This is a genomic window from Gimesia aquarii (assembly GCF_007748175.1).
In the GTDB taxonomy this organism is placed as follows: domain Bacteria; phylum Planctomycetota; class Planctomycetia; order Planctomycetales; family Planctomycetaceae; genus Gimesia; species Gimesia aquarii_A.
This window is the reverse complement of record NZ_CP037422.1, coordinates 386,405-403,821: the sequence shown is the minus strand read 5'-3', so window position 1 is coordinate 403,821 and position 17,417 is coordinate 386,405. Positions and strand designations below refer to the sequence as shown.

Sequence of the window (17,417 nt, the reverse complement as noted above, 5' to 3'; positions counted from 1 at the left end):
AGAGTGCGAACATACTGTAGATCAAGTATAGGCCAGAATGTGCAGCTATGACTGAAAGAGTTGTGGAATCTTAAGCGATTTGGCCTACTTGTCCAGTTATATCAATTTTACGGCTTAAACAGTGGAATGATCTCATTCAGATTCTCCTGTTCACAAAGCAGAATAACTGTATCTCCCGCTTGTATTTGATCTTCGGCACCTGGAACCCGCACACAATCTTCCTTAACAACGGCAGCGATCAGCGCTTGTTTCAGCTTAAGATCTTTCAGAGGTGCCTTCGTAATCGGTGAATCATCAAATACTTCTAATTCTAAAATTGCAGAATTTCCTCCACCAATTTCAGAATGACTGATAATCGGTCCTGTCTGTACCATTCCCATAATCTGACGTGTAATGACTTCACGGGGGCTGACTGCAAAATCAATACCCAGTTTTTCAAGCACGTTCGCATAATCGGGACGCCGGACAATACTCATGATTCGGCTTGCTCCGAGTTCCTTGGCTTCAACACCACACACAATATTGTCTTCGTCTCGACCAGTTGTCGCAATAAACACATCAGCCTTGCCAACACGTGCTTCTTCCATTTCTGTGCGTCTTGTTGCATCTCCATGTAGCACTGTGATCGAATCAAGATTTCTTGAGAGAAAGTCGCAACGGACCGGATCAGATTCCAGAATCGCAACAGAATACTCTTTTTTCTGTAAGATGCGCGCGAGATTAAAACCAATATCTCCTCCGCCGGCAATAATCACGCGAAACCTTTCGGAGCGTTTGTGCTGGAACATACGATGAACTTTATCAATATGCTCTTGCGTACCAATGAGAGTCACCATTTGCCCCGCCTTGATCACATTATCTGCACCCGCGATAGAAGTATTCTGGCCATCTGAAATTAGCCCCACTCGTACCCCACTGGGAAGTTTCAAGTTCCGTAATTGTACTCCCTCTGCTTTGACACCCGGTTGTACATTCAGTACCTGAATGAGAACTTCTCCTCTGGCAAAATTCTCGACAGCAAACAAACCTGGTTCACCAATTGCCTTTGCAAGCTCAAGGGCCGTTAAATGTTCGAGACTCAATAAACGATCAATATGAAAGTGTCGCTGATAGTCGAATGTGCTCAGATTTAAATAAGCATGATTAAACACACGTGCGACACAGCGACGAGACCCCATCGCCTTCGCAAGGCTGGCCCCAACCATGTTCACTTCATCCTGACTGGTCACTGCAAGACAAATATCAGCTCCCAAGACACCAGCTTGAAACAAAATAGCAGAATCGCAGGCTGAACCGCAGATGGTTTGAACATCAACCCGTTCTTCGACCTGTTGCAAGGCATTCCGCGACTGATCGATAATTGTGACATTGTGTTGTGCAGCACAGAGCGTGTCGGCGACAAATGTGCCAACGGTTCCCGCTCCCATAATGACGATATTCATAATTGACTCTATAGAAAATTGATTTGGCTTTTAGATTCTGATTTGATCATCAACTACTTGCGCTTCGATAGCTGTTTAATGACCAGTTAAAGATGTAACGCGAGATAAATAATGAAGCCAGCGTTACAGAAACTCCCACCAGGGTAATCCACGATGGTTCTAATGCTTTCGATAACAAGAGACGTGCAGGAACTGTGACAACAAGTAAAATTGGAATCACATATGAAAATGCAAATTGAAGCAACTCCCCCGTCGGTGATCCACTGTAAATACTACGGGGATAGCGCGCGAATACCGTAATATAAAACCAGAAATCATAAAGACCCTGATTGCGGCCAAACCAGATACTGGTGCTGGCCAGAGTAATCATCAGGCTGTAAAAGAAAGCGACGCCGATCGCCAACAAAAGGCAATACATCAAAATTTGCCCTGTACCCTGACAACAAATCGTTAACAGAGAGAGCCACTGTCCTGACAGCACCAAGTTTTGAAGTTCTAAAAATGCCATTTCAATGTGTGTCAGTTCAAAGAGAGAATAGAACAAAAGTGCCCCTGCCAACAATACTTGATTCAACATTGCCAGGTTTACTTTTTCGAATGAGACCAGAAACTGCGTATCAATCGGCTTTAAAAGTACAAAATCAAGATTTCCATTTCTGATTAATTCGCTGAAATTTGCACAGTTGGGCATAAAGAATGTTTCGACGAAGGCATTGATCAACATTCCTGTTGCCATAAAAGTGAAATACTCTTCTCGTGTCCAGTCGTTGATGGAATTGACATTTCGATAAATAATATCAAACAGAATTAATTGAGCAGCAAACCAGAATCCTCGAGTGACAATCGTAATTAACAAATTTCCACGGAACGTCATTTCGCGAATCAGCGAATTCCGCAGGAATGTAATCCAAACACGCCCATACTGAGGCCGGGGGGAGTTTGCCATATCAGGAAACACTTTCTGCACTGACGTAAAATTCTTTGACTGTCATTTCTAATCCAAGACGAGTTTGCATTTTATTCGATTAAGCTTGTGTTGTCTTCTCTAGCCGCAAAATCAGAAAAATCAAACCTCTCATGATTGTTAACTTATTTTAAATGAGGGGTTTATGAAGAATGTCCCCGTGTTGTCACTCACAGGAATGAATCAGGCTCAGTCCGAAATCTAATTCAAAAACATTCATTAATTCGGAAGGAAAAACACTTTACTCCTCTTTGGCGTGTAGAATTGAAATGAGTCATTCGTTACCAGTTTTGCTGTACTTGAGGTGCAATCAATGAGCTCCCAATCTTTTTTTTCGTTCAACTCTCGTAAAATCTTCCCGATTTTTGTTCTGGCATTGTTCATCAATATGACAGGACTACATCAAGTCGCACGAGCGCAAAAAGATCCGTTTGCGACAGAGTCTGAACTAACGCCTCAAGAACAGGAAGAAGCCGCTCAGGAATTACTAAAAGGTGTTGAAAAGCTGGTACTGACACAACAGAAACGGATCGCCCGAAAAGTGATTCGTCTGTACCCCAAATCGGAATCAGCAAAGATTGCAAAATTAATTCTGGAAGAATACCGTCGATTTGATCAGATAAAAGAAAAAGAAGAGAAAGCGGATGCAGCCTGGCTTAAGCGGGTCCGAAATCACTGGTTTCATGAACGTAATCCTCTGCATGATTCTTTCTTCTTTACTGTCGTAAAAGGAACTCGAGCCTCCGCAGTCAAGATCACGAATCAATCAAAGGCGCCAGTCGTATATGAAATCAAAGGGCCTTCGATGTCATGGAACGGCCCATTTCGATTACGTGTGGGAGAGTCTCATGAATTCTTTTATTCCGCTCAAATCCGTTTCTTTTCTGACCAGGGAGTTGTCGAAAAACGTGTGACGCCTGGTCAGACTTTTCAGTTAAACGACAAGAACACTCTACATATCAATCAATAATGGAAATTCACTCAAAAATTGTGTGATGTCTCACATTAATTTGAACGCGGGTTATTGAATTCCCCTTCTGAACATCGACCATAAGCATCTATTTGAAAAACACTTAGAGAAAACAGGTCCTCTCTGTTGTTTCTCATGGTCTCCGTGGAAACTCGCCTTTTCGCTTCTCAGAAATCCCGTTATACTCTCGCTTCAATTCTATTTCACAATTTGTGAATGATCCTCTCTCCCTTTCACCAGATGATCTGACTCTCTCACCCATTACAATTAATCACGTTATCTCAGTATCTTGATGCTGTGGTTCACCATAAGGAGCCTCACAGGTGAGGTTATTTATTTTAATATCAGTACGGCTGACGCTTTCTAGTTTCCTGCTTTGTACTCTGAGCGGAAATTTATTAGCACAGCAGTTTGGTCAACAGGCATCGAGCAGCAAGCCTTTTATGGCGCCATCACCGCATGGAATGAATCAGCACCGCCGTGCCCAAACCTCCAGCTCAGCGCAGGCTTACCTGCAAAAACAATACACGCCTCGACAGGGAAATCCGGTACAACTGGGAATGCCACTTCATCAAACAGAGCCGGTTCAATCAGCTGCATACAATCAAAACATCACACAAAGTTTACCTCCCCTCTATTCACAGAATAGACCACAACAACGCAACCAATTGAATCAAATTCAGCAAGTCAGTTCGACAGAACCAATTTACCCTCCTGCTCTGGAAGCACTTGCAGACGACTCTGAACTTTCGAACCTGGGTGGCATGCCAATGTCCGAAGGCAGCTATACAGATTCCATCGACGAATTGTGTGGAGGGGGTTGTTGGGGTTGGACTGTTTTGCCGACAGATCTGCTCTATACATCTTATTTAGCAGGTCCCAAAGAGCCACGTATGGCACTCGCAATCTTGCACGAAAAAGACATTGGCTGGCAAATGGAGCTCGAAGCAGGGGCACGTGTCGGAATTTTGCGTTATGGCTCACTGAATGAAAATGTACTGGAAGGATGGCAGCTTGACGTTGAAGGGGCTGGTCCACCACGTTTAAATATGGAAGAGGAACTTGATCTGGATGCTGCAGATTTTCGAGTCGGTGTCCCCTTGACCTGGAGACGGGGAGCCTATCAGGCAAAATTTGCTTACTATCACACCAGCGCGCATGTTGGTGATGAATTCCTGGAACGGAATCCGGGCTTTCAGAGGATCAATTACGTACGCGATGCGTTCGTATTGGGGGGCGGATATTTTCCTGATCCCGATTTACGGCTCTACGCAGAAATCGGATACGCCTTCAATGTTGATGGTGGCGCGGAGCCATGGGAATTGCAATTTGGAGCGGAATTCAGCCCGGCAGAACATTCTGGACTTCGAGGTGCGCCCTTCTGGGCTGTCAACGGTTATTTGCGTGAGGAAGTCAACTGGGGTGGAAATGTCAATATGATGATTGGTTGGCAATGGCGTGGCGACCGCAACAACCATCTCTTCCGAATTGGTCTCCAGTACTTCAACGGAAAAACAATGCAGTATTCGTTCTTCCAGAATTCCGAACAGATGTTTGGATTTGGTACCTGGTACGACTTCTAGACCACGTCCCTTTTAAGCATTACAGCTTCGATATGATTCTGCTTCATCCAAATGGTTCATAAACCGGGACACAGGCTAACTAATTCGCCATCTCGGCAAACTCTGCTATAATACCTGTTTACTTTTTCATTTCAGTGAACGGTGGTTGCGGAAAGAAACAATTTCTATGGCGAAAGGGAAAGTTTATCTAGTTGGCGCGGGCCCCGGCGACCCCGGTTTAATCACTATTAAAGGAGTTGAATGCCTTAAGCAAGCCGATTTAATTCTTTATGATGGCCTCGTCAATCCTTTACTCTTGCAGCATGTTTCGTCTGAAGTCGAACGTACATGCCGCGTGGCCGTAGGTTGTAATAACCGACGAATTTTGAAGCAGGATGAAATCAACCAGCGATTGATCACCGCCGCCCGAGAAGGCAAGACCGTTGTTCGATTGAAGGGGGGAGACCCCTTTATCTTTGGTAGAGGAAGCGAAGAAGCGGTTGCGTTAAGAGAAGCAGGCATTGAATTTGAAGTGATCCCCGGAATTACAGCCGCAACTGCGGCCGCTGGTTACGCTGGAATTTCGATCACACACCGCGCACATGCCTCTGCCGTTGCGTTAATTACCGGCCATGAGAATCCAGACAAAACAGGCTCATCCTTAGATTATGAGGTCCTGGCAAAATTCCCTGGAACACTCGTATTTTATATGGGCTTGCACAAAATTAAACATATTGTCAGTTCATTAATACGGGCCGGAAAATCTGAAAGCACACCAGCGGCTGTCATAAGTCGTGGAACGACCCCGTTTCAAAAAACAGTCTGCGGTCAGCTTTCCGATTTACCAGACTCTGTGCAGAAAGCAGGTTTGATTGCGCCTTCATTGATCGTGATTGGAGAATGTGTTTCGTTGCGCGATCAAATTGCCTGGTTTGAGCAAAAGCCTTTATTTGGTCTACGAATTGGGATTACACGTCCCTGGGAACAATCAGAGACAGAAATCAAACTGGCGCTCAAAATGGGTGCGCAACCGATCCTATTACCGACCATCGAAATCAGTGGTCCAGCAGACTGGGCTCCCGTGGACAACGCAATTTCGCGGCTCGAAGAATATCAATGGCTAGTCTTTACGAGTGCGAATGGCGTCCAATATTTTCTGAATCGTTTATGGGAAACGGGCTTTGATGCCAGACAATTATCGCATCTGAAGATTGCCACGATAGGCCCTTCAACGGCCGAAGCTTTGAATGCCTTTCATCTGCGTGCAGACTTAATTCCTCCTCAGTATCGAGCGGAAGCTCTAGCCGCAGCGATGAAACCTCTGGTCGGTCAGCAAAGGATTCTCTGGGCGGGGGCCAACCGGGGACGAGAAGTTTTACAGAACGAACTGGCAACAGTTTCTGCAATCGTAGACAAAATCGTGGTTTATGAAAATCATGATATGACAGAATGGGATTCAGAAAGTATAGGCTTGCTGGAATCAGGAGAATTAGATTGGATTGGATTGAGCAGCCCCTCGATCGCCCGGAATTTTAATCGTCTTTTAACAGAGAAAGCACGTGAGCAACTTGGCAAAAAGATTAAGTTAGCCAGTATCAGTCCGGTCACGACTCAGGCGGCAAAAGAAGTCGGATTAGAAATGACAGCAGAAGCGGAAGAATATCATTGGAAAGGTATTTTTGATGCCATTCTAAAACAGGAATCCTCGATCTCAACACTGCCACCAAATGCAGAATCCACACCTGAATGAAAGTGTTAACCTTTTGCTGCTGTCAGCCAGCGATCCAGTTGATTTGCAAACGCTTGCCGATCTTTAGCGCTGAAATTGGCCGGTCCCCCGGTCATCTGACCTTCCCCCCGCAGATCATCCATTAAGTCACGAACCGCGAGCCGCTCCCCAATGTTCTCATCTGTATAAAGCGCCCCACGAGGGTTGAGAGCCTGCCCACCTTTAGCAACCACATCAGCAGCCAACGGAATGTCAGCGGTAATCACAAGATCTCCGGGCTGAGTTAACTCCACAATCCGCTGATCGGCAACATTCAAGCCTGCAGAAACAAGCAGACTGTTTATAAATTCCGAGCGCGGTATACGCAAAGGCTGATTGGCAACCAGCGTTATTTTAACTTTTGTTCGCTTCGCGGCTCGAAACAACAATTCCTTAATTTCAGTGGGACAGGCATCAGCGTCAACCCAAATTTGCATATTGAATTCCTCAATAAGTGTGCCCCTCAAACATCGTCCTCGACTCTTGATCCCTCTGAGTCTACGATGAATCTTGACTAGAATCTACCGGTCATTTTGCAGGACTCAATGATCTGAACATAAAACATTCGCAACACATTATTCGAAGTCAGGTGTTTGCGAATGACTAAAAGCAAAAGTCACTTTTTCTCACTCGAAATTTTGCATAGTCGGCACTAGTTCACATCACGATCATAAAATAACTCTTTGCCAACGGTTTGACACTCGGGATAATACATGAGTACAATCTGATTTTTAGCTCACCCCATTTTTATAGTATCACACCCTATTTCCCATAGCGCCAGGAGCCACAATGAACTTCTCAAAGAAATTATTGCTCGCCTTAATGTGTTTTGTCCCTTATGTTTTCTCCGTTGGATGCGGTGGTGGAGCTGGAAGTGACCAACCCAAACTAGGAACTGTGTCTGGAGTTGTGACAATGGATGGTCAACCGTTGGCGGATGTCATCGTCACATTCGACCCTAGTCAAGGCCGGCCATCTAACGGAAAAACAAATGGAGAGGGAAAATACGAATTGGGATATTTGCGAGATACCAAAGGAGCTGTAATCGGCTCACACACAGTAAGTATTACAACACCTCAAGAGGCACCTACGCCTCCTGGTAAAACCTATAAAGATCCAATTCCCGCAAAATACAATTCAAAAACCACGCTCAAAGAAGAGGTTAAAGAGGGAGACAATACCATTAATTTCGAACTGGTATCAAAATAGAAAACGACAACTAATATAAAATCAAATCCCTACTTTGTAATCAAGAACCAGACTTGAAAAGTGCACATAAACGCACATGGCCACAAGTCTATTCTCTACAAATATAGGGATTTTTTGTAGATAATTAGTCGTATCAATACTGTTTTCACGTTATAATTAAGTATTGAGTACATCTTATTAAAATAAGGTGTATGGGCCCTCCTTTGTTTTCAATATTCCCTCACTTCAAGTAGTTGTAACCATCTATTGTTAGCTTAATCCTGTAGTTATATTTCATTTTTCCCATCGAGAGGAATGCGCTCCAATGAGAAACATTCGACGTAAAGGCACTCTTAACTGGAAGTTCGGTTTTACACTAATTGAGCTACTGGTTGTCATCGCTATCATTGCGATCTTGATCGCACTCCTGCTACCAGCCGTTCAGCAAGCGCGCGAAGCAGCCCGACGTAGTACATGTAAAAATAGCCTGAAGCAGATCGGGTTGGCATTACACAACTATCATGAAACACACCGTGTGTTTCCTCCTGCCTATATTGATAGTCTCCCGACTTTAAACTCAGGAGCCACTGAAGCAGAGAATAAAAATGGATTAGGGTGGGGAACCATGATCCTACCCTTTATGGATCAAGCCCCTCTCTATAATAACATTGGTTCTGAAACAAACGGTTTCACTTTCAACTGGCTGGACGCAAACCATGATGGAACAATGGACGGTACTGCCGCCGATGCAATCCCATCATCTCGCGTGATTTTGCCAGTTTTCAATTGTCCTTCAGACCCGATGGACGGAATCAACAGGGACGCTGGCAGTTATGGAAAATCGAATTACCTCGCCAGCGCAGCAACCGGAGCTAATGCTAAAAATGGTGCTTTATTTGTCAATTCCAGAACAAAGATGAGAGATCTTTCTGACGGGAGCAGTAACACAATTCTAGTTAGTGAGCGCACAACAGATGGTGACCCTACAGGTTCAACTGCTTGTGGAGGTTCTCCGTGTAACTGGGCCGGTGGTCTATGGATTGGCCCCCGAAACTACACATCTCCAGCAGGATGGCACACCAGCTTAAGAGGTCTGGATGTCGCTAACAATGGTGGTGCCAGTACGATCTATATGATCAACGGCTCCACGATCAGTTGGGGACCTGCCTGGAGTGCTTCCAGTACACACGTGGGGGGGGCACACTTTCTGTTAGGCGATGGTCGCGTTCGTTTCATCTCTGAGAACATCGATCTTGCAACTTATCGTGCGCTCGTCACAATCAATGGTGATGAAGTGATCGGTGAGTTTTAATTGAATCAGAAATTCCCATCATTCATTTAGAATAAATAAATGAGCCCGGTTACTTTTTCAAGTGACCGGGTTTTGTTTGTTAATGAGTCTCTTTTTTAATAGCCAGTTTAAAAGCAGATGTTATTAGTGAATCAAATATCTTCTCAGATTGGAGCAAGGTCGATTCGTAAAAACAAAATCAGGTTGTTCATCATTGAGAAGTATCACCAAATCACGAAATGGCTCAGGCTTCTCCAATCCGAACCCTCTAACGAAGATATTGCATTGACGATCCATCATTGCAAGCTTTTGAAGGTATGGCACTCAATCACCCTACTGATTTTAAGTGCTCCGTCATCAACTCCAAGATACTGCGAGATGTCAAATACGTTTTGCTACCTCTCATTTATACTTATCTTATAGATCCCTGCACAGTGATTATTTCACCTCCCCTTGAGCCTCGTACTCTTAGAAGCATATAAGACTATTTTGTTCACTCCAGAACACCGCTCAAAAGAACGAGACCCTTAGAGTTAGATATTCAGTCGACATCGACAAAATGATAGCTCGAAACCTGTTTATTAATAAATATTAGTTATTAAATTTAATCATAGCTCTAAAAAAGACTTTATTTATAAAGTCTCTAGACAATAAATTAATCGTGTGTATATTAATGGACTGATGTATTAATAAGTATAAACAACCCTGAATAGATCATTGACATAGGCACATAACTTATTATTGCCCAATTGTAGTTTGTATTTTTCTCAGGCAACTCCTTTGATCAAACAATCTTTTTGTTCTTTTGGAACAGATATTTTCATATCAATTCTGATCTCTTATTTTATTTTTTAAAGGAAAAAGAACATGAGACGCGCTCTAAAAAATGGATTTACGTTGATTGAACTACTGGTGGTCATTGCCATCATCGCGATTCTGATTGCTCTATTATTACCAGCAGTACAGCAAGCCCGAGAGGCAGCTCGACGAAGTACATGTAAAAACAACATGAAACAACTTGGGTTGGCATTGCACAACTACCACGAAACACATCGTATTTTTCCGCCTGCCTACATTGATAATGTTCCTGCTACAAACACATCCCATTTAGCACCAAGTAACTTGAATGCACTAGGTTGGGGAACCATGATTCTCCCCTTTATGGACCAGGCACCATTGTACAATGAAGTGGGTACACAGACAGGAAATTTTGCCTTTAACTGGATGGATGGAAACCAGGATGGTACAGGAAGTGTTGCGGATGCTATCGTCGCAGCACAAACAGTTCTGCCTGGATTTATTTGCCCAACGGACCCCATGGAAGGGATCAATAAAGATATGAACAACTTTGGTAAATCAAACTATATTTGCAGCGCGTCAACCAGCGCCAATAATAGGCAAGGAGTAATGTTTGCTAATTCGACGACGAGAATGAAAACAGTAACAGATGGAACGACTAATACCATTTTTCTTCTCGAACGAACAACCGAAGACGATGGAAGCACGTCCACAAACTGTGGAGGTTCTCCCTGTACCTGGAGAGGCGCATTATGGATTGGTCCTCGACTGTCAGGAAGTACTGTTGCCTGGCACCCAGGAGTCTCTTCACTCGATGTCACCAACAGTGGTGGCGCGAATGCAACTTATCTCATCAATGGTTCTTCTGCAACATGGGGAAGTGCCTGGATTGCTTCCAGTAGTCACGAAGGTGGAATCCATATTACTTTGGGTGATGGAAGTGTTCGTTTTCTTTCGGAGAATATCGACCGACTCACTTACCTTGCCTTGGTGACCCCGAATAAAAAAGAAGTCGTCGGTGAGTTTTAATTGAATCACGAAACTTGCCCTGTTTCAGAAATACAAAAGCCCGGTTTCTTATTCTAAAGTCACTGGGCTTTTTAGATTAAGCAAGCCTTCTATTATTTTATATCTTTTCCTGCCGTTAACCGTTTTAATTCCTTCAACGCACGACCATGGTTTGGATTGAGTTCAATACATTTCTCATAAGCTGTTTGAGCCGCTTCCAAATCACCCCGATGGCGTTTAGTCTCAGCATAGTAGAACCATGCTTGCGGATCACGAGGATTGAGATCTACAGATCGCTGTATCGCTTCTTCTGCAGCGGGTAGTTGATTATTTCGAAAAGCAATCATTGCGTATAACAGCGCCATTTTTGCCTGATGATAGTCTCGTTTTTCGGTATCATTCTGCTGCTCATAATAATTCGCCAGAGTTTGATGAACCTCAATCGTGGGTGACATTTTCAAAACACGCTGTAATAGGGGTACAGCCTTTTCCATCTCGCCTGAAAGTAGATAGGCACCCGCTTTAAACTGAAGTAATTCTGCATTTTCGACTCCATGTTCTTTTAATTTCTCAATCAGCATCAGCATCCGCTCCGGGTTCTTCCGTTGGAACTCAACTTCAATCATACTCACGAGCGTCGCTTTATACTGTGGCAGGGGCCGATCCTCCAGAAGACGAAATATCTCTTCCAGTTTTTCTGCCAGATGGTCCATATCATTGCGTTTGATCAAATGGTTATAAGCCTCAACCTCTTTTTCAATCCCATGTCGGACACTGTAAGGTTGAATAAACTCGGTATTAAAATTGAGAGGGATGATCTCTAATGCACGCTCGACTTTTTCAGCCGCTTCGATCGCTTCAACTTCACGACCTGATGCTTCCAGTGCCTGCGCGTATAAAGAAAGGAAATTCAATGAATTGGGTGATTGTTCTAAATTTCTTTCGATGATTGATAATGCCGACTCAACCTGGCCCGATCTAACCAACAGCTTAGCCAATTGATAATCTGCGGGTTGGAAGTTCGCGTTCTGTCGAAATTTTTCTTCAGCTTTCGCTGCATTTTCTTCTCGTAAATAATTCCTGCCAGTTGTGTACAACACATGCTTTTTATTGGCAAAAGCGGTCGACTTGTTTCTTGACGATGCCTCTAATTTTTCATACTCCCTGGTGCTTTCTTGAGTACGGCCTGTACGCTCCAGACAAAATGCGTAGCTGGCTTGCGCTAGATCATTCGTAGGATCAAGCTTTGCTGCTTGACGAAAACAATGTTCGGCGTAGCTATAAAATCCCTGTCCTAACAAAGCCTGGCCCAATTTCATCCATTCTTTACTGGAACCTTGTTCTGCCTGATCTGCGAGTTCCCGGTAATCTGCCATCATCAGGGGATCAACATATTCCGCCTCGGGCAATAGGGGTAATGGTCGAGAAAGACGCTTTGCAATCAGATATCCACAAAATCCTAATTCTATGACGAACAGGATTAATAGAAATCGAACGAATTTGATCATGGAGCCTCCTCATGAAGATTTAACCAAGCTGCAATTCTTCCAATTCTCTGAAATGGTTTACGCAAATTGAGACCACCGGCGACGATGTCATCCTGGCCGTTTCCATTAAGATCGCCTACCGCAACCGTAACGAGATGAATGGGATTATTGTCGATCTGCCAGGTTTGAAAATTTTGCTTCCCGTCATTTTCCAGCCAGACAACGCTGGCTGTGTTGGGATCATACCAGTCGTTTGTCATACTCACGAGCACAACATCCAAATCCCCATCGCCATCAAGGTCGCCTACATCAGCCGCATAAGTCCCTCCGAGATGAGAAATTCGGTGAGGTTCAAACTTCCAATTCCCTTTGTTCTCAAACCAGAGACAGCCGTGGTAAGGCTGAGGGTAGGCATCGAGATCTTCCAGATTGTCGCCCGCAGGTAAAATTAAATCCTGATCCCCATCTTGATCAAGATCGGCACTAATCAGACCCGCGCTTCCAAGATCTAAATTAATTGTCATCCAGAGACGTCGCTTTTTGAATTTTCCTTTTCCCAGATTTTCAAAAGCCCATAACTCTTCTTCATCCTGCGAGACAATCGCCGCGATATCAAGATCGCCATCACCGTCAAGATCGGCTACGGGCACATGAATCGTTCCTGGGGCTCTCAATAGTTCGTGATCTCGAAATTGTAAGTTTCCACGATTTTCGAGCCAAAGAACGGCCCCCCGACTGTAACCAAAAACGGCCACCGCTAAATCCAAATCACCATCGCCATCAAAGTCTCCCGGCTGCACATCCGCGACGCGCCTGACGTCATCCAGGATAACGTGCCGTACATACTCATTCTCTTTTCGTTCGTAGAGCTCAACGCGACCAATGACACGGTCATCGGGAAGTAGATTTCCCAAGATGGAAACAATAATATCCTGATCTCCATCTTGATCGATGTCTACAACGGTTGCATGTGCAGGCGCTGCTAAGTCACGGAGCAGGACTTCTTCCTGCCAGGTTTCCTTTCCCTGATTCGTAAAGAGAGACACAGTACCTCTCCCCGCATCACAGGCAATCACATCGTTGTGCCCATCACCGTTGAAATCTAAAATTTGTACGTTCGTGATGAGGGGTAACCCGACTGGTTTTGGCCCCACCGTGACTCTTTTGAACTTCAACGGAGATTCAGGATAGGAAGTTCCACCAGAATAGATCTCCGGTGGCTCGCCAAGTGAAGGCAATCCAGGCAAAGTACGCCAGGTTACAATCGGAATCAGAATGATCAAGCAGATCAATATGATGCTACGAGCTTTTAAGGACATTAATGATCCGTCAATTTTTGCAGGAAGTTAAGGTGGTCAATCGAAAGTGGTAAAGCAGATCGCGTCTCCCATCTTCAATCATATAAAGCAGAAACAATAAGGCAATGTGCTAAAAACACTTAGAGCTGTGTTTTTTCTTGATTGATGAGGGACAGAACATCGAACTAAAGAGTTCTCAGCATTTACCAATATCGCCATGTCAAATAATGATCTCTTTTCCCTATTATAATATTTTATGTATTAAAGTGTTCTATTTTCGATTCGATCTCGGAGAGCCGTTATTGGGTACGAATCTCTTTCAATGCTAAACCCACTTGCTGAATTTCGAGATTCGATTCCAGCGGCGGTTGTTTTTGCATCATATCCTATTGGATTTTTCTCCATTCTCCCTGCTTAAATTGAACTTGACACCGCCGCGCCCCTGACGAAATTACTCACTTCTGCGTCGCGCGCGCGAGTGAAAAATTTTGGGATGCTGAATTTAAATTCTCCTGATGATGTTATCACTATAAAACCAGCTCCTTTGAGCAAGAATTTCGTTGGCAAGCTAGAAACCGGTTCCCAATTTTCACTGCTAATAGTACCCAATTTGACCCTGCAAGAGCATAATTCAGCGATCCACTGGTCACGAAAGTACCAACCCTCAGACAAAACTGCGCAAATATCAAACTTGACCAACCTGCGCCATTCGCAATGATAATCACATCTCAACCAACAAACCTTTCCCCACCTCAAAAGAAAAGGAAACAAATGAAAAGCCAAACACCACATGACAGATCCTCCTTGAAAGTAATCAAATAAAGCATACCAGGCAGCCGCAATAAAGCACTGCAACTGCAGCAGCACAAAGACCGCCCAATAGATTCTATCTGAAAGACACGAACATATCAGAGATGAAGATTGTGCAGGTGTTGTATGAACTGAATGTCAAAGCATTGAGATCCAGAATTCATTTTCGTGAGTTTCGTGTATTTCGTGGTTACAGCAACTCATTTTTTATGAGGGTAATGAAATGGAAAAGAGTTAGGGGGGAAGAGTCACCTGGAACCGAAAATGCTCTTTTATTTTCTGCTGTGAAGTAATCGTGTTTTTGACACCGTGGTATTTAGTGCTTTCAACGCTAATAAGACCGTTTTACCAGATAAAATGTTCCGGACAGCTTAAAATTCGCCTGCATAGCAAGAGGTGGTCAGTTTGCGGATGAATGCTGGTTCAACGATGCGATCAATCTGCCGAAGAAAGTGGTGTTCTGGGACGAACGACTCCAGATCAATGATCGTCCTGGTCCTGGGTTCAAAGACATGCAATCCTTGCATCAGTGTCTCCATGATCGAAAACAGGGAGATTGGACAACAAAGCGAACTTACTCATAACGCCAAAACACACCACAGATCAAGATCAATCACACGTTGAACCAGTTTTATCAAACAGACTTTTTCAACAAGCCCCACCGTTTTCTGATCATGCTGCACAATCAGTTTCATACTTTGTTGTGTTTTTCCATATCAGCGCAGTATTGCTATAATATAGTCTATAGTTCACTCGGTTCGTCGCGTTTCGAAACACGTAAAATAAGGGTGACGATTCCGCAGATCAGTAGCAGGAGAATACCGATGGACCCCAGTTTCTGTGAGATGAAATCGACCATCGAAGTTTCGGAATTCGTCGAGGCTCCCCATGAACCTGGTGCTGCCTGAGGTGGTGTGTCACGCCTCGCGACATGGATTTTCAATGAGGACAGGAATTTCTCAGCATCAGGATCCGTGCGGACGTCCTTGCCAAAACCCATTGCCATGAGCTTGTATACCTTGCCGTTGATCGCAATGATATTTTGACTCATGATCAGTTCGGGGGTAAAATCCTGACTCTGGTTGGTGATGGTGAAGAGTTCGTAGCCCTGGCGCATTTCGCTGGTTGAATTGAGGATCTGACCTCCCATTTCCCCAGTGATTCCTTGCTCTATCGAGGATTGCCGCAGTGGCGTATTGGGTGGGATTTGCACTTCAGCAATCATGAGGGTTAAAGTCTCATCTGTTGAGGCCCAGATGATGGAAACAGGGGGCTGGGACTCGGTTTCGACAAAACGGGACTCGTCCGGCACGGTCACCGAGATCACGCCGTCGGCTGACTTCCACTCTTCTGCGGAGACACTCGAAACGAGAAGGCAAACGGAGGCGAAGGTTTTGAGTAGCGAATGCATGGCTAATGTCTTTATCCGAAATATCCCATATGGGTTGAGCTTGGAACCGATCCAGACTCGCAACCTTCTCGATTATAACAACAACACCTCCCGAGTCTAATTTGGTTGGATTTTTCGATACCTTTCCCGTCTTTCAGCCCGATCAATCCGGGGGGAACCCGAGTTACTACATCTTCAAGTCAAACCTGTTTACAAACTGAAGCGAAAACGACCGAGCGTGTTGAAAAACCCTTGTTTCATCGGAGAGCATAAAAGGCATAAAAGGGGTCAGGTCTTTTTTAATCCTGGCTGTATTCTGTTATAATCCTTGTATGCCCCGTACGAAACAAATTTGTCCTGCCGATGAAGTGTTTCATGTGCTCAATCGCTCTGTGGCGCGGATGACGCTGTTCGAGAAGCCGGACGATTATGCTGCTTTCATGCGGGTCGTTGAGGAAACGTGGGCAAAGATACCGCTACCGATCTATGCCATGTCCGTAATGCCTAACCACTGGCACTTTGTGGTACGTCCCCAGACAGATACCCAATTGACGGAATTCTTTCAACGACTCACCGTCACCCATACCATGCGCTGGCACGCGCACTATTCAACGGGGGGAACCGGTCACCTGTACCAGGGACGCTTCAAGTCGTTCCCGATTCAATCAGACGAGCATTTGCTGACGGTGATGCGCCATGTCGAAAAGCATAAAAGGGGTCAGGTCTCTTTTAATCTTGGCTGTAATCTGTTATACTCCTTGAATGCCTCGTACGAAACGAATTTGTCCTGCCGGTGAAGTGTTTCACGTGCTTAACCGCTCTGTGGCGCGGATGACGTTGTTCGAGAAGCCGGACGATTATGCTGCATTCATGCGGGTTGTTGAGGAAACATGGGAAAAGATTCCGCTACCGATCTTTGCCATGTCGGTGATGCCTAACCACTGGCACTTTGTGGTACGTCCCAGGACGGATACCCAATTGACGGAATTCTTTCAACGACTCACCGTCACCCATACCATGCGCTGGCACGCGCACTATTCAACCGGGGGAAGCGGTCACCTATATCAGGGACGATTTAAATCGTTCCCAATTCAGTCAGACGACCATTTGCTGACAGTGATGCGTTATGTCGAACGCAACCCGCTGCGAGCGAATTTGGTCAAACGTGCCGAGGAGTGGGAGTATGGCTCCGCCTGGGCACGACAACAAAAGGGAGATACGCTCGCGTGGCTGACAAAGCTCAAAAATCCACCGCTACCACGCCAATGGCGGTCACTGGTTAACAAACCACAAACGGACGCCGAACTGGCTGCCGTCAGAAAATGTATCACTCGCGGCACACCCTTTGGCGATGACAAATGGACCAGCAACACAGCTATCCGATTGTCCCTCGAAAGCACAACTCGCCCCCGCGGAAGACCCAGAAAAGAGTCCTGACTCC

Annotated in this window: 15 protein-coding genes; 8 read left to right on the top strand and 7 right to left on the bottom strand. The window is 44.9% G+C overall.

Going from position 1 to position 17,417, the window contains the following annotated elements; translation table 11 throughout:
- Window positions 1–107: 107 nt before the first annotated feature.
- Together trkA and V202x_RS01615 are read right to left on the bottom strand one after the other, a co-directional pair.
- Window positions 108–1,442 carry a Trk system potassium transporter TrkA gene (gene trkA, locus V202x_RS01620; protein WP_145170615.1) on the bottom strand — a complete coding sequence of 445 codons (1,335 nt, stop codon included), beginning with the start codon at window positions 1,440–1,442 and terminating at the stop codon, window positions 108–110.
- A 49-nt stretch (window positions 1,443–1,491) separates the two neighbouring features.
- Entirely contained in the window at window positions 1,492–2,388 is an 897-nt protein-coding gene (locus tag V202x_RS01615) for an ABC transporter permease (protein WP_145170613.1), read from the bottom strand.
- A 331-nt stretch (window positions 2,389–2,719) separates the two neighbouring features.
- Between V202x_RS01615 and V202x_RS01610 the strand changes: the two genes are divergently transcribed.
- The 3 genes from V202x_RS01610 to cobA all read left to right on the top strand — a co-directional run bounded on the left by V202x_RS01610 (window position 2,720) and on the right by cobA (window position 6,688).
- Window positions 2,720–3,376 carry a hypothetical protein gene (locus tag V202x_RS01610; protein WP_145170611.1) on the top strand — a complete coding sequence of 219 codons (657 nt, stop codon included), beginning with the start codon at window positions 2,720–2,722 and terminating at the stop codon, window positions 3,374–3,376.
- 323 nt (window positions 3,377–3,699) lie between these two features.
- Window positions 3,700–4,959: a DUF1207 domain-containing protein gene (locus V202x_RS01605; RefSeq protein WP_145170609.1), complete on the top strand. Its 1,260-nt coding sequence runs from the start codon at window positions 3,700–3,702 to the stop codon at window positions 4,957–4,959.
- A 166-nt stretch (window positions 4,960–5,125) separates the two neighbouring features.
- Window positions 5,126–6,688, top strand: coding sequence for a uroporphyrinogen-III C-methyltransferase (gene cobA, locus V202x_RS01600; RefSeq protein WP_145170607.1), 1,563 nt, complete (start codon window positions 5,126–5,128; stop codon window positions 6,686–6,688).
- A gap of 5 nt (window positions 6,689–6,693) precedes the next feature.
- Here the strand turns inward: cobA and V202x_RS01595 are convergent, their stop codons facing one another.
- Window positions 6,694–7,143, bottom strand: a complete 450-nt coding sequence (locus tag V202x_RS01595; RefSeq protein WP_145170605.1) for a YaiI/YqxD family protein — start codon at window positions 7,141–7,143, stop codon at window positions 6,694–6,696.
- Between the two features lie 352 nt (window positions 7,144–7,495).
- On the opposite strand from V202x_RS01595, the gene V202x_RS01590 reads away from it, so the two are divergent.
- The 3 genes from V202x_RS01590 to V202x_RS01580 all read left to right on the top strand — a co-directional run bounded on the left by V202x_RS01590 (window position 7,496) and on the right by V202x_RS01580 (window position 11,012).
- Window positions 7,496–7,915: a hypothetical protein gene (locus V202x_RS01590; protein ID WP_232098770.1), complete on the top strand. Its 420-nt coding sequence runs from the start codon at window positions 7,496–7,498 to the stop codon at window positions 7,913–7,915.
- A gap of 304 nt (window positions 7,916–8,219) precedes the next feature.
- Window positions 8,220–9,206 carry a DUF1559 domain-containing protein gene (locus V202x_RS01585; protein WP_145170603.1) on the top strand — a complete coding sequence of 329 codons (987 nt, stop codon included), beginning with the start codon at window positions 8,220–8,222 and terminating at the stop codon, window positions 9,204–9,206.
- An 846-nt stretch (window positions 9,207–10,052) separates the two neighbouring features.
- Window positions 10,053–11,012 (top strand): DUF1559 domain-containing protein, encoded by a 960-nt coding sequence (locus V202x_RS01580; protein ID WP_145170602.1) that lies wholly within the window; start codon window positions 10,053–10,055, stop codon window positions 11,010–11,012.
- Between the two features lie 92 nt (window positions 11,013–11,104).
- Here V202x_RS01580 and V202x_RS01575 read toward each other — a convergent pair whose 3' ends face one another.
- The 4 genes from V202x_RS01575 to V202x_RS01565 form a co-directional block, all read right to left on the bottom strand.
- A complete protein-coding gene (locus V202x_RS01575) occupies window positions 11,105–12,499 on the bottom strand; it encodes a tetratricopeptide repeat protein (protein WP_145170600.1) in 1,395 nt (464 codons plus the stop codon).
- Complete coding sequence (locus V202x_RS01570; protein WP_145170597.1) at window positions 12,496–13,797, bottom strand: FG-GAP repeat domain-containing protein; 1,302 nt, start codon at window positions 13,795–13,797, stop codon at window positions 12,496–12,498. Before V202x_RS01570 ends, V202x_RS01575 begins: the two co-directional genes overlap by 4 nt.
- A 1,160-nt stretch (window positions 13,798–14,957) precedes the next feature.
- Window positions 14,958–15,113 carry a hypothetical protein gene (locus tag V202x_RS27330; RefSeq protein ID WP_197993169.1) on the bottom strand — a complete coding sequence of 52 codons (156 nt, stop codon included), beginning with the start codon at window positions 15,111–15,113 and terminating at the stop codon, window positions 14,958–14,960.
- A 215-nt stretch (window positions 15,114–15,328) separates the two neighbouring features.
- Window positions 15,329–15,997 (bottom strand): hypothetical protein, encoded by a 669-nt coding sequence (locus tag V202x_RS01565; protein WP_145170594.1) that lies wholly within the window; start codon window positions 15,995–15,997, stop codon window positions 15,329–15,331.
- Window positions 15,998–16,308: 311 nt separating this feature from the next.
- Here V202x_RS01565 and V202x_RS01560 point away from each other — a divergent pair, with 311 nt between their 5' ends.
- Window positions 16,309–16,773 carry a transposase gene (locus V202x_RS01560; protein ID WP_145170592.1) on the top strand — a complete coding sequence of 155 codons (465 nt, stop codon included), beginning with the start codon at window positions 16,309–16,311 and terminating at the stop codon, window positions 16,771–16,773.
- A gap of 10 nt (window positions 16,774–16,783) precedes the next feature.
- Complete coding sequence (locus tag V202x_RS01555; RefSeq protein ID WP_232098768.1) at window positions 16,784–17,413, top strand: transposase; 630 nt, start codon at window positions 16,784–16,786, stop codon at window positions 17,411–17,413.
- Window positions 17,414–17,417: the final 4 nt, after the last annotated feature.